Raw genomic sequence first — 14,659 nt, forward strand, 5'->3', positions numbered from 1 at the left:
CTGGTGTCCCTGAGTAGTTTTGCCTGATGGGAGCTCATACGTGAAAGAATTAATAAAATTACTAAAAACACAGACTAAAGCTGAAGAATTTAACGCAATTAAAATTGCATTAGCATCACCTGATACCGTACGTTTATGGTCTTTTGGTGAAGTAAAAAAACCAGAAACTATAAATTATCGTACATTTAAACCTGAGCGAGATGGCCTTTTTTGTGCACGCATTTTTGGTCCCGTAAAGGACTACGAATGTCTGTGTGGTAAATATAAACGCCTGAAGCACCGTGGTGTAATATGTGAAAAATGTGGCGTTGAAGTTACACAAACCAAAGTGCGTCGTGAGAGAATGGGGCACATCGAACTAGCTTCACCAACTGCGCATATCTGGTTCCTAAAGTCACTTCCATCACGCATTGGTCTATTATTAGATATGCCGTTACGTGATATTGAAAGGGTATTGTACTTTGAATCTTACGTTGTAATTGAAAGTGGTATGACAAGTCTTGAAAAAAATCAATTACTTAGTGAAGAACAATATCTTGATGCTCTAGAAGAATTTGGTGATGAATTCGAGGCTACAATAGGCGCAGCAGCGATTCAAACATTATTAAAAAATATACATTTAAATAAAGAATGTGAACAGTTACGTATTGAGCTCAGTGAGACTAACTCAGAAACAAAGAGAAAAAAACTAACTAAGCGTATTAAACTTCTTGAAGCATTTATCCAATCTGGCAACAAACCAGAGTGGATGATCTTAAATGTTTTACCAGTATTACCACCTGACTTACGTCCTCTCGTACCACTGGATGGTGGGCGTTTTGCAACATCAGATCTCAATGACTTATATCGTCGAGTTATTAACCGCAATAATCGTCTGAAACGCTTATTAGATTTAGCAGCACCAGATATCATCGTACGTAATGAAAAACGAATGTTACAAGAAGCTGTTGATGCTTTGCTGGATAATGGGCGTCGCGGCCGTGCAATTACTGGTTCCAATAAACGCCCTCTCAAATCTTTAGCAGACATGATAAAAGGAAAACAAGGTCGTTTTCGTCAGAATCTTCTTGGAAAACGCGTGGACTACTCTGGTCGCTCAGTTATTACTGTAGGACCATGTTTACATCTTCATCAATGTGGCTTACCAAAAAAAATGGCACTAGAATTATTTAAACCATTTATCTATGGAAAATTAGAACTACGTGGTCTAGCTACGACCATTAAAGCAGCTAAAAAAATGGTAGAGCGAGAAGAATCAGTGGTTTGGGATATTTTAGACGAAGTGATCCGCGAACACCCAGTATTATTAAATCGTGCACCTACTTTACACCGTTTAGGCATACAAGCATTTGAACCAGTTCTAATAGAAGGTAAAGCTATACAGTTACATCCGTTGGTTTGTGCAGCATACAATGCTGACTTTGATGGTGATCAGATGGCAGTGCACGTACCTCTGACTATGGAAGCGCAATTAGAAGCACGTGTGCTTATGATGTCCACTAATAACATCCTGTCGCCTGCAAACGGAGAACCAATCATTGTGCCATCGCAGGACGTAGTCCTGGGTTTGTATTACATGACCAGAGACTGCATCAATGCCAAGGGTGAAGGAATGATATTAGGGGGTCCGACAGAAGCAGAGCGCGTATACCGCACAGGCCTAGCGGCATTACATGCTCGCGTCAAAGTGCGTATTACTGAATATGAAAAAAACGACCACGATCAGTTGATATCTAAAACAAGCATAGTAGATACCACTATTGGTCGCGCTATTTTGTGGATGATTGTACCTCAGGGTTTACCTTTCTCTATTGTGAATCAAACGCTTGGGAAAAAAGCTATCTCTAAAATGTTGAACACCTGCTATCGCATTCTAGGATTAAAACCCACTGTTATCTTTGCAGATCAAACTATGTACACTGGATTTACCTATGCAGCACGTTCTGGGACGTCTGTTGGAATTGATGACATGGTTATTCCTAAGAAAAAAATAGATATCATCCATGAGGCAGAAACCGAAGTCGCTGAAATACAAAAACAATTTCAGTCTGGATTAGTTACTGCCGGAGAGCGCTATAACAAGGTTATTGATATCTGGGCAGCAGCAAATGAACGCGTTGCTCAAGCGATGATGGAAAACCTTTCTACCGAACTAGTGACAAATCGTCATGGTCTCGAGGAGCATCAAACTTCCTTCAATAATATCTTCATGATGGCTGACTCTGGAGCACGAGGTTCTGCAGCACAAATTCGTCAATTAGCTGGAATGAGGGGTTTGATGGCTAAACCCGATGGCTCTATCATTGAAACACCCATTACTGCTAATTTTCGTGAAGGTCTGAATGTACTACAATACTTTATTTCTACACACGGCGCACGTAAGGGTTTAGCGGACACGGCGCTGAAAACTGCTAACTCTGGTTACCTTACTCGTCGCCTAGTAGATGTGGCACAAGACCTTATTGTAACTGAAGATGATTGTGGTACACACGAAGGAATTCTCATGACTCCAGTCATTGAAGGTGGGGATGTGAAAGAACCGCTCCGAGAACGCGTACTCGGTCGTGTAACTGCAGAAGATGTGTTACGGCCAGGCACTCTGACTGTCCTCTTATCACGTAATACTGTATTACATGAACAACAATGCGATATCTTGGAAGAGTATTCAGTAGATAGCCTTAAAGTACGCTCAGTAGTCAGTTGTGAAACTGATTTTGGTGTATGCGCACACTGCTATGGAAGAGATCTTGCACGCGGTCACATTATTAATAAAGGTGAAGCTATTGGTGTCATTGCAGCTCAGTCTATAGGGGAACCAGGGACACAGCTCACAATGCGTACTTTTCATATCGGCGGAGCAGCATCACGTGCGGCAGCAGAGTCAAGTATTCAAGTTCAAAATAAAGGCACACTAAAATTAATTAACGCCAAGTCAATCACCAACTCAGAGGGCAAACTCGTTATTACTTCACGTAATACTGAGTTAAAATTAATCGACGAATTCGGAAGAACTAAAGAAAGCTATAAAATTCCTTATGGGACCACCATGGAAAAAGGTACTCATGAACAAGTTTTGGCAGGAACAATAGTAGCAAATTGGGATCCACATATCATGCCGGTTATTACTGAAGTCAGCGGTTTTGTCCGATTTACAGATATAGTGGATGGTCTGACGATTACTCGTCAAACTGACGAACTAACTGGTTTATCTTCTCTCGTGATACTCGATAGCTCTGAACGCACAACAGGCGGTAAAGATTTACGTCCAGCGCTCAAGGTACTCGATAGCAACAATCAAGATGTCATGATCTCTGGTTCCGACATACCAGCTCAATACTTTCTTCCTGGGAAAGCGATTGTTCAGTTAGAAGATGGAATGAAAATTAGCGCAGGAGATATTTTAGCACGTGTACCACAAGAATCTGTTGGTACTAAAGATATTACTGGCGGGCTCCCTCGTGTAGCTGATCTCTTTGAAGCACGTCGTCCTAAAGAACCAGCAATTTTAGCAGAAATTAGTGGTATCATATCATTTGGTAAAGAAACAAAAGGTAAGCGTCGCCTCGTAATTACGCCAATAAATGGCAATGATCCCTACGAAGAAATGATCCCAAAATGGCGACAACTAAACGTATTTGAAGGCGAACATGTAGAATGTGGAGACGTTGTTTCCGATGGGCCAGAATCACCGCATGATATTCTGCGCTTAAGAGGTGTGCACGCAGTCACTCGTTATATTACCAATGAAGTACAGGAAGTATACCGCTTACAAGGCGTAAAAATTAATGATAAACACATTGAAGTAATTGTTCGTCAAATGTTACGCAAAGTGACAATCCACAGTCCAGGAAACTCTGACTTTCTACATGGCGAACAGCTTGAATTCTCGCGTGTTAGAATTGCTAATCGAGCATTAGAAGCAAGTGGTAAAACAACCGCAACTTTTGCACGAAACCTACTTGGCATCACTAAGGCCTCTTTGGCTACCGAATCATTCATATCTGCCGCTTCCTTTCAAGAGACCACACGTGTACTTACTGAAGCAGCTGTTGCGGGTAAACATGATGAACTGCGTGGCTTAAAAGAAAATGTTATCGTAGGCAGACTCATTCCAGCCGGTACTGGATATTCATACCATCAAGACAGAATACGAAAAAACCAAATACATGATGCACATAATAGCGCACAACATATTACTGCTGATTCAGCTGCTGCTAGCTTAACTGAATTGCTCAATGCAAGCACAGATAAATGTACTCATGACTCATGATTATGATCATTGTATATTAACATCATGTATAATGAATAGATAGATTAATTAAGAGTAACATTTTTATGAAAAAAACGATTCGCGTAGCTATTACAGGTACAGATGGACGTATGGGGCGAAAATTAATTAAAGCTACTATGCACATCCCAGAAATTATTTTGGGTGCCGCCATAGTAAACACAAACTCATTACTAATTGGAAGCGATGCTGGTGAACTTGTTGGAAGTGGTATTACAGGCATTAAGATCACCGATCAAGTTGATCAAGTAGCAGATAGCTTTGATGTATTAATTGATTTTACTCGACCGCAAGGTACTTTAAAGTACCTTGCGTTATGCAAAAAATACAAAAAAGCAATGATCATCGGTACGACAGGATTTAATACAACTGAATATGACATCATACAGAATACAGCGAAAGATATAGCTATTGTATGTTCTTCTAATTTTAGTATAGGTGCTACTATCATGCTGAAACTGGCAGGTCAAGCAGCAAAAATGATTGGGGAACATGCAGACATTGATATTCTTGAAACGCATCACCGTGAAAAGATAGATTCACCATCCGGCACTGCCCTCGTAATAGGAGAAGCTATTGCGAGGGCTATGCACTGGGATTTCAATCAACACGCAATCTATTCAAGCGATCAATCAGTTGCTCCACGTTTACAGCAAAAAATTAAGTTTACTAGTATCCGATGTGGAGATACAGTAGGAGAACATACAGCACTATTTTCTGATATTGGCGAATATGTGAAGATTAGCCATAAAGTTTCCACTCGTATGGCGTTTGCAAAAGGTGCTTTAAAATCAGCTTTATGGGTAAAAAATCATAAAACAGGATATTTTAATATGCTTGATATATTAAATTGGCATCATATATAGTACTGCACTAAAAATAAAAAATTAAAATATAACACAAACAAGATAGCAAAAAATACTGACTTACCGTTTGACAGTCTCAGGATGCTTCATAAAACGAAAAAAATCACTTTGCGGGCTCAATACTACTATATCTTGCTGATTTTTAAAACTATTTTCATAAGCACGTAAACTACGTAAAAAAGCATAGAAATCAGGATCTTTACTAAATGCATCAGAAAACAACTTAGCGGATTCTGCATCGCCTTCCCCCTCGGTAATTAACGCCTGACGACGTGCTTCTGCCAGAGTGTGCTCTACGGTATAATCTGCTTGCGCCCTTACTATGGCCGCTTCCTCTGCACCTTGAGCCCTCTGGCTACGCGCGACAGACTCACGCTCGGCACGCATACGCGCATAAATGGCATCAGATACTTCAGTTGGAAGATTAATTTGCTTAATACGTACATCAATCACCTGGATACCCAAAACTGCCATACTGTTTGGATTAATAGACGATACGGCATCATGCTCCTTGTCAGCTATCGGTAAGAAGGTTTCTTCAAAATTATCTGCACTAGCACTACCGGTATTCAGAGCATTACGCACATCAGTGGTAAGTCTACCATGAGAGTCAGTAACAATATCTTGCACATCTAGACGACCAAATTCCGAACGTAATCGGTCACTAAACTTACGTTTTAGCAATACTTCAGCCTGTGAAATATCACCACCGCCAGTCGCAAGATAATAACGACTAAAATCACTAACACGCCATTTTATATACGAATCAACAATAAGATCTTTTTGCTCTTTTGTAACAAATCTATCTGCCTGATTGTCCATAGTCTGAATACGTGAATCTAATAGCTTCATTGATTCTAGGCACGGAATCTTAAAGTGCAAGCCTGGCATGTATACTAATGGTTGACCAGAAGAATCTCGTAGCACTTTACCAAACCGCATTACGATACCACGCTGGTCTTCTTGTACAATACACAGTGAGGCACTTATCAATACTAAAAATACAAACATAAAAATAAATGATTTACGCATTACTACTCCCCTCTCTTACTAAAGGCGTTAGTGCGTTGAGAATTCGCTCGACGAGCATCTGCAATATCGTTTGAATGAAATTTTTTAATACTATTATGATTAATTATCTGCCTATTATAGTTATTAGCATCTTCTGCGGACGGAATCGTCTGAGACTTATTGCTATTACATTGAGATGTGTTATTTTCTTTATTATTCTGTGTGCTGAGAGCATGATCTAAGGGTAATACTAATAGATTATTAGATTGATTATTGACTAATACCTTTCTTGTATGACCCAAGACATGTTCCATAGTTTCAATATATAAGCGCTCCCGCGTAATTTGTGGTGCTGCTTTATATTCAGGTAATATACGTGAAAAGCTATTTACCTCGCCCTGTGCCTCTAATGTTACACGTGTTTTATAAGCACGCGCTTTTTCTAAAATACCCTGTGCATCACCACGCGCACGAGGTAATTTGTCGTTAGCATAAGCTTCAGCTTCACGTACGACTTGCTCACGATTTTCACGGGCAGCTATAGCATCATCAAATGCTGCTTTTACATCCTCTGGAGGACGTGCAGCCTGCAGATTTACATCAAGCAAAGTAATTCCCATGTCATATAAACTAATCGTTTCCTCTAGCTCACTTTGCGTCTTACTGCGGACTACAGTTCGACCTTCCGTTAAGATACGATCCATAGTTAATCGTCCAACAACGCCACGCAAAGCGCTATCAGTAGCCTGCCTAAGACTATCATCAGCATTATTTACAGAAAACAGATAACGTTCCGGATTCGTAACCCGGTATTGCACGTTCATTTCTACACGCACTACATTCTCATCTGCAGTTAGCATAGTTCCAGAAGCAGATAATTCACGCACAGCTTCAACATTGACTGCCTGTACGTGATCAATAAAAACTGGTTTCCAATTTAATCCTGGGTACACTATATGACTAAACTTCCCAAATCGCGTAATCACGCCTCTTTCAGCTTCTTTTATGGTATAAAAACCAACCATCACCCAAACACTGACTAAGACCATCACTATAATTCCTATCAGGCGCTCTACAGTCCCAATGATAGGAGGTTCCTTGCGATTGCCTGCATTTTTATTACCCCCTAATCCGATAATATTATGGCTTAACTTACGGAGAAAATCATCCCAGTAAGGCGTCTGGCTATCATATTCTTCTTTGTTTCCTGTGGAATTTCCACCTTTATGATGACTGCCCCCCCACGGATTGTTGTCCTGTCCGTTATCTCCAGGATGATTCCAAGCCATACTTAATACTCCATTTATTATGTTTTTTCGTTAATGTCAGCAGATAGATAAATATTAACTTCATATAATACTTCAAATTAATACGTATAAAACCTATATTACAATCGAATCTTCGTGAGACAGTTAAGAAGTTTTTTGCATGTTTCAATTTCAGAAACCCACTGAGTGGTCGTCAACATTCGCACTTAAATACAGTGGAGTCATGTTTAAGGTATTTGGAAAACATGAACAATCTCTATATTGCATATTTTTGTAATACCACATACGATGAAATTATACGCAATAAAAAAACCCACTCCTAATATTATTTTGAATTTTAGTATGAACGTGTATAACTTATACCATGCATCCTAGACATACTATCCAACACAAAAATGCTACAAACATTCTCATCATCTAATTAATAACTAAGCGATCCTGAGATAGCATATCTACTAATATTGTTGTTTAATGTATCATGTGTGAGATCAACTATTAAATATCCTCTAATATACTAACATACCTCGTGTCTATTTTGATTTGATGTGAATTAAATTTAATACAGATTGGCGTAGAGTAGCAATATGACATAGACACATGACTCTCTAATTCATGACTAATGAGACAGTGGTCTGACCAATACCATCTATCACTTATAATTATACTTATGATCACGAAGTCATATCAATAATATGTTTTATTAAATATTTTATGATGAGTCGTCTATCATGGTGTGAACGCACTATGCTTTTACAAACATTGATTAATTGTCATTAAATTATATTACCCTATTGTCAATAAAATATAGAAATAAATCGTTTGTAATATATGTAAAAATCATACAATTAATTGTTCGCAATTACCACATGTATATCACATAAAAACTAACAAGACGTACTATTATTTCTAATAACCATGCGTTTCTGTAAAATATCATTGCTCTAAATATATATGATGTCATATTGCTCTGATTAGAAGGTGTTAAATATATGTGAATATATTTATTTCTTGATCTCAGGATATTTTTAGCTTTTACAAGCACACTCTATGACTTATACTGAAATCATCATGTCAGTAGTTTATTTTTATCTATTATAGTGGGAAGAAATAGAGAGAGCTGGCACTACAGTAGAAATTGCATGTTTATACACTATTTGACTTACTGTATTTTTTAACAAAATAACAAACTGATCGAATGATTCTATCTGACCCTGTAACTTTATCCCATTGACTAAATAAATGGAAACTAACACCCGCTCACGACGTATTGCATTTAAAAACGGATCTTCTAATGATTGTCCTTTGGGCATTATTTCTTTCCTTAGTGTATACGTGGTTTATATATTATTATAATATGTGAAAACGACCATAAGTAGTTTTACAAACACTATTTTTTTTGCATAATCTATTATTGATTTATCGTTTCCTTCAATATCTTTAATACTGTTTCCAAAGCAATATAAAGATTGTCACTATCTAGCCAGTGTATATCCATTTGCAAGTTACGTAGCCAAGTCATCTGTCGCTTAGCTAGCTGTCGAGTAGCGCAGACAGTTTGGTAAATCATAGTTGGATGGTCAATTATCCCGGATAAATAACACCACATTTGGCGATATCCTACACATCGTATAGAAGGCATATGAGAATACAAGTCACCTCGTTCAAATAAAACTCGCACTTCATCTTCAAATCCCATCTGCAACATACGACTAAAGCGCATTTCAATCCGCTGGCTAAGAAGTGAACGATTTTTCGGTGCTATAGCAAACGCAAAAATATTATAGGGTAATGATTCCTTTGGAATCTTAGTTAACTCAGTGAGCGTACAACCAGTAATAAAAAAAACCTCTAATGCACGAGAGAGGCGTTGTGCGTCATTAAAATGAATTCGTTGTCCAGCAATAGGATCTATATGACATAATGTCTCATGTAATACTTTCCATCCCATTTTTTTTGCGATGCTTTGAATTCTCTGACGTACTAGTAGATTAGAAGAGGGAAGAGACGATAATCCATCTACTAAGGTCTTATAGTAAAGCATGCTACCTCCGACTAACAAAGGGATATAGCCACTTTGAGTAATTTTTTCCATCTCGACTATAGCGTCACGACGAAACTCAGCAACAGAATATACCTCTGAAGGGTCTCGAATATCTACCAAACGATGAGATGAAACAGCCCCCTTCTCTATAGGGGGTTTTGCGGTTCCAATATCCATGCCTTTGTAGATTAAAGCGGAATCTACACTAATAAGTTCTACTCGAGCGACTTGACGCAAAGCCAGTGCTAATTCAGTTTTACTAGACGCGGTAGGGCCCATTAAAAAAATGGCCGCTGGATAGGCGTCCATAGATCGTTTATTCATTTGTTCACATTTCTATCATTCCTAATCTGCATGACTTCAAATATCTAACAGATTCAGCTATTCCAATATTTTTACATCTTTTCATGTCTTCTAAAGCACCGATAGATTATGAATAAGTGATTACATTTATATTTTGTAAAATATTTTCAGCTTATCAGATAAAAATCTGAAACACCGTTATCTCTACAATAGATAGATTTATACCATATACATACAAGTACTGATCGATGTCATAATGTGAAATACCAATATATCATGCATTTAACTCATCTTATAAATCTCAGTTTGGTTATGGAGTGCAAGAACAAGACTTCTTGGAGATACGCCATCATTTTATTTGAATGCCATTAGATTCTTAGGGAGCACTCAAACATACAATTTACTACTCCTTGTCTTTTAGATTACACTTCTAGTGGCAATCTAATGTGATTGACATACGTCTCTAAACTATGCGCATATCTAGCACTAACACTAACACTAACACTAACACTAACACTAACACTAACACTAACACTAACACTAAATAGTGTATCTGATTACTGTAATGCTACACTATCGTACACATCTTCTTAACTCTTAGAATGAAGAATCTCTTAATGATATTATATATCTTTTATAATGAATAATAAATCTACTATCACTGTTTTAGTTGCAACAGAAAGTTGACGCTATTTGTATACTGATGACATATGTTACCCTTCACTATAACTACACAACATAATGGCACATAATGCTTCTCATAACATATGCATGGATAAAAAACTGGCTGATGGAATATTGAATGCGCTCTTGTTCATATAACACTTTTCAAAAACTTAAAATGGCATGGTAGCATGAATTTATAAAACCTGATCCATGATTTTAAATGATGTTTACTCAAACTAAGCATCCTAGATAGTGCTACGACCATAATATAGGTTTAATATCAGTTCGTATCATTACGTATAATGGATAACTTTTATAGTTTAATCTTTTCAATACTTATTCAATTATCAAAAAAAAATATAATGTTTCAATAGCATTCCGTGGCACACATGGAGTTAAGGGAGTCTTTAGTGTGCAGCAACTAAAAGTCTACTATGTAATGATCACACACCATATTATAAATGGTATGATCATGCTATTACAACGTACAGGCGGGATATATAAAGACAATGATCGCTGACTCTACAAGACAAAAAACGGAATCTGTATCTGCTATCAACATTTACTCATTATTCTCTAATGAATGATCTCTCTCAGACGGAAAATTTCATCACACTCGATGTCAAATGACAATAATCCAAGATCAGATTGCTTCGATTAATCATCATAATATGATTCTCATAAAAAAATAAAAGATGAACAAAACAGAAGATCACACCAACATAGAGGAACGCTAAAAATTTTTTCTCACCACATGTCATGTACATGATCCTATACTCAATGAACAACATTTACTCATTGAGCAACTCTACTATAAATTTAAAATCGTCTGCTTAAAATCCCTTTTGAAACAATGAAGTGCTCTTGTAATAATTATTTAATTATATATGATATTTTATCATATTATCGCCGTTTTTAAAGGTTATATTATAATCATGAGTAGCCATCTTGACATGGTAGCTGGAAGTTGTGCCTAATAAATATTGAGCATTATTCATTATAGGATAGTATAGGAATGATACGAGGTTATATCTTACCACTACTAGGTATAATCCTTTTCTTCCTGTTGCGATAGATTATGGTCGTTGTCTCTGCTCCTGTCTGTTACATGATGGTGGATGTAATAAAAAGTAAGTATGCAGACCATGATAAATAGACTGAGTAATTTTATTTCGGTAGATATAACTCCCTAGCAATCTTTCTTCTCTTGGATTGCTAATAAAACCTATTTCAATTAAAAGAGATGGAACACAAGGGGATCGCAAAACGCCAAAGCTTGCATACGCTGGTTTGTTCTTATGTAAAGGGCTAATACGTTGTAATTGAGCGAGAACTGTAGTAGCTATACTGTATCCTACTTTCTGTGAGTGATCAAATTGTAGATCAAGTAAAACCTGATGTAAATATGGATCATTCTGCGTATGACCCTGTAGACCTTTTTTAGTCTTTACTAAACACTCACGCGTCTTTTCGTACACTTCTAAGTAATGCGCCATTTCATGATCAACGCGACGATTCGATAAAACCCACGCAGATGCACCAGAGGCTTGATGATTCGGTGCAGAATCTACATGAATTGATATTAATATATTCGCTTTTTTTTTATAAGCTATCGCTGAGCGTTCTTTAACAGAAATAAAATTATCACCATGACGAATCATAACCCCTGTAAACATAGGATCAGAATCTAGATATTGCTTTAGTTTATGCGCAATAGCCATAGTGACATTTTTTTCTTGTAAACCACCTCTTCCAATAGCTCCAGGATCTTGTCCGCCATGCCCAGCATCAATAGCAACTATGATCTTACTGCTTTTACAGTGTAAATTCAAAGTCTGATCTACATGAATCATCTTTCTTATATATTCTTGAGTATGCTTTCTTTTGGAAAGTGCAGTTCTGGATTGGCGAATCGCCTGAGTCCCTAATGGTTTAGTGTAGAAAGGTTTCTTGAGTGAAACCTCAGGAAGAAAAATAGTAAATAAAACATGATAACGAGCACCAATATACCGGTTCATTACCTTCATTTTACAACCGTTACTAACCTTAAAAACCAGGCGGGTGTTATGAGTTTTTTGGTTTATACTAGCCCGAATGTGTGTTACAATTTTCTTTCCTTGAAAACGATGTGGTAACCCACATAGTATAGCACTATGAGAGATATCTAGTACTATACGATCAGGTTGACGTAAATGAAAAATAAAGTACACTGGTTTCGCGGAAAATACCAGTTTGATTTTCGCTAACTTTCTACTATTAGAAACATCTATATCTAATAGATTAGCAGCGTTGGAAGAACACAAAAAAAAGAACAGCATTATAAAATACCAGCTTTTATACTTTAACAACATTCTTTTATTTGTTGACTAACATGCGTTATAAAATCACTTGGAAAATCACTAATCCTTCAAACAATAACTCTAAAGATAATTAAATATTATGATCACAATATAGGTACTAATAAGATCCAGTCATGATATTTAATATCAATAAGTGGATTTCACACAATACTTTCTATAAAAAAGAAACACCTAGTATACCGACACATTCTACCTTTTTTCATTGTCACATACAATGCCATTGTACTCCTCCACCTAACATAAAATATGTACACACTTGTATCCAATAGTACATCTAGGTAATATGTTTCTATATATTTGTATTATATATATTCTGACATGATGCTTAATTACCACATGAATACAATCTTTCCAGCAACACAATAAATCACAGATAGATTAATACTATCTAATAATAATTAGAGATTGTTATGATATTGAATGTCATACAACTAAATGCATTGACATACGTCACAAATGAGTACTAGCACATAGAAACAAACACAAAACGCCTAGAAATGAAATTATTTTCAACTTATCTTAACAACCATACTCAATAAATATTTAATATTAATCACGGTTACTGCTCAATCATATGAATCATTATCACTGAGTAACGTGCTTTCTATTAAGAACTATACATCTAGTATAACTCATACTCTTAGGAGTTATACTATGTACTATAGACACTCTAATCAATACAACCTTCTGACATCATGTTAATACTATATGATTTTCGTGATGACCTATAGCATGATATCATTTAAAGCTCTATATAAAAACTGTGATATCAATTCCAACACACTACTATGGAGTTAAAACAGGAAGATGAATACCTGGCGCCCCAGTGCTTCCATTCTTAATTTATTTCAACGCGCAAGCATTATCGCTAAAGTCCGACGTTTCTTTGCTGATCGTACAATCTTAGAAGTAGAAACCCCTATACTTAGTCAATTTACTGTAACTGATGTGCACATTTTCCCTTTTCAAACATATTTTTTACGACCTGGAGAGCCAGAAAACAAAGCTCTTAAGCTCTGGTTAACAACTAGCCCAGAATATCATATGAAAAGATTATTAGCAGCAGGGAGTGGCCCAATTTATCAATTATGCCACAGCTTTCGTAATCAAGAGATAGGACGTTACCACAACCCAGAATTCACAATACTAGAATGGTATCAACCAAGCTATGACATGCGTCGTTTGATGGATGAAGTCAATGAGTTCTTGCAGTATATACTACAGTGTGGATCGGCAGAATTTCTTTCATACCAAGCAGCATTTCTACGTTACCTCAATCTTGATCCTCTGTTAGCAGATATGCATCAGATAAGAAAAACAGCAAATACATTAGGCGTAGGAAATGTATCGCAAAATGAAGAAGATAGAGATCGTTTGTTAGAACTTCTTTTTATTAGTGGAATAGAGAATAATATCGGTAAAGAAAAACCAATATTCATTTACCACTTCCCTGCCACGCAAGCTGCACTGGCTGCAATAAATAAATACGATCACCGTGTTGCAGAACGTTTCGAAGTCTATTTTCAAGGGATAGAGCTTGCCAATGGTTTTCATGAGTTAACAGATAGCCATGAACAGCTTCAACGTTTTAAAAAAGATAATCATAAACGTGCTGCGTCTGGACTGCCCAAGCAACCTATTGACACCTATCTAATAGATGCTCTCTCTCATGGAATACCAGATAGCTCTGGCGTTGCGTTAGGCATTGATCGCTTAGTCATGTTAGCCTTACAAGCAGATCAACTCAGCGATGTTATTACGTTTACAGTGGATCACTGCTGATACTATAAAAACAGCCATATTTAAAATTTACATCACCACTGCTCTGAATAAATCACTATGGATTACTGGCTCAT

At 36.9% G+C, this 14,659-nt stretch carries 7 protein-coding genes and 1 pseudogene; 3 read left to right on the forward strand and 5 right to left on the reverse strand.

Annotated elements, in window-relative coordinates:
* The first annotated feature begins 40 nt into the window (after positions 1-40).
* Together rpoC and dapB are read left to right on the forward strand one after the other, a co-directional pair.
* On the forward strand, positions 41-4,270 hold the full coding sequence (gene rpoC / locus ERCIKOCA2762_RS02135; protein ID WP_157988558.1) for a DNA-directed RNA polymerase subunit beta': 4,230 nt from the start codon (positions 41-43) through the stop codon (positions 4,268-4,270).
* A 65-nt stretch (positions 4,271-4,335) separates the two neighbouring features.
* Positions 4,336-5,154 (forward strand): 4-hydroxy-tetrahydrodipicolinate reductase, encoded by an 819-nt coding sequence (gene dapB, locus ERCIKOCA2762_RS02140; protein WP_157988559.1) that lies wholly within the window; start codon positions 4,336-4,338, stop codon positions 5,152-5,154.
* A gap of 60 nt (positions 5,155-5,214) precedes the next feature.
* Here dapB and hflC read toward each other — a convergent pair whose 3' ends face one another.
* The 5 genes and pseudogenes from hflC to ERCIKOCA2762_RS02165 all read right to left on the reverse strand — a co-directional run bounded on the left by hflC (position 5,215) and on the right by ERCIKOCA2762_RS02165 (position 12,761).
* Positions 5,215-6,186 carry a protease modulator HflC gene (hflC, locus tag ERCIKOCA2762_RS02145; RefSeq protein WP_157988560.1) on the reverse strand — a complete coding sequence of 324 codons (972 nt, stop codon included), beginning with the start codon at positions 6,184-6,186 and terminating at the stop codon, positions 5,215-5,217.
* Positions 6,187-6,188: 2 nt separating this feature from the next.
* Positions 6,189-7,454: an FtsH protease activity modulator HflK gene (gene hflK / locus ERCIKOCA2762_RS02150; RefSeq protein ID WP_157988561.1), complete on the reverse strand. Its 1,266-nt coding sequence runs from the start codon at positions 7,452-7,454 to the stop codon at positions 6,189-6,191.
* A gap of 1,070 nt (positions 7,455-8,524) precedes the next feature.
* A pseudogene (gene hfq / locus ERCIKOCA2762_RS02155) lies at positions 8,525-8,743 on the reverse strand (RNA chaperone Hfq); the annotation flags it as partial.
* 98 nt (positions 8,744-8,841) lie between these two features.
* Positions 8,842-9,798, reverse strand: coding sequence for a tRNA (adenosine(37)-N6)-dimethylallyltransferase MiaA (miaA, locus tag ERCIKOCA2762_RS02160; RefSeq protein ID WP_157988563.1), 957 nt, complete (start codon positions 9,796-9,798; stop codon positions 8,842-8,844).
* A 1,721-nt stretch (positions 9,799-11,519) separates the two neighbouring features.
* A complete protein-coding gene (locus tag ERCIKOCA2762_RS02165) occupies positions 11,520-12,761 on the reverse strand; it encodes an N-acetylmuramoyl-L-alanine amidase (protein ID WP_162298007.1) in 1,242 nt (413 codons plus the stop codon).
* A gap of 849 nt (positions 12,762-13,610) precedes the next feature.
* Here ERCIKOCA2762_RS02165 and epmA point away from each other — a divergent pair.
* Positions 13,611-14,585 (forward strand): elongation factor P--(R)-beta-lysine ligase, encoded by a 975-nt coding sequence (epmA, locus tag ERCIKOCA2762_RS02170; protein ID WP_157988565.1) that lies wholly within the window; start codon positions 13,611-13,613, stop codon positions 14,583-14,585.
* The last annotated feature ends 74 nt before the right edge of the window (positions 14,586-14,659 follow it).

The organism is Candidatus Erwinia haradaeae (genome assembly GCF_900698935.1).
Classification (GTDB): Bacteria; Pseudomonadota; Gammaproteobacteria; order Enterobacterales; family Enterobacteriaceae; genus Erwinia_E; species Erwinia_E haradaeae_D.

What these genes read in the sequence shown, in the direction of transcription:
- hflC (WP_157988560.1), bottom strand. Translation starts at nt 6,186, where the DNA reads ATGCGTAAATCATTTATTTTTATGTTTGTATTTTTAGTATTGATAAGT.
- miaA (WP_157988563.1), bottom strand. Translation starts at nt 9,798, where the DNA reads ATGAATAAACGATCTATGGACGCCTATCCAGCGGCCATTTTTTTAATG.
- dapB (WP_157988559.1), top strand. Translation starts at nt 4,336, where the DNA reads ATGAAAAAAACGATTCGCGTAGCTATTACAGGTACAGATGGACGTATG.
- hflK (WP_157988561.1), bottom strand. Translation starts at nt 7,454, where the DNA reads ATGGCTTGGAATCATCCTGGAGATAACGGACAGGACAACAATCCGTGG.
- ERCIKOCA2762_RS02165 (WP_162298007.1), bottom strand. Translation starts at nt 12,761, where the DNA reads ATGCTGTTCTTTTTTTTGTGTTCTTCCAACGCTGCTAATCTATTAGAT.
- epmA (WP_157988565.1), top strand. Translation starts at nt 13,611, where the DNA reads ATGAATACCTGGCGCCCCAGTGCTTCCATTCTTAATTTATTTCAACGC.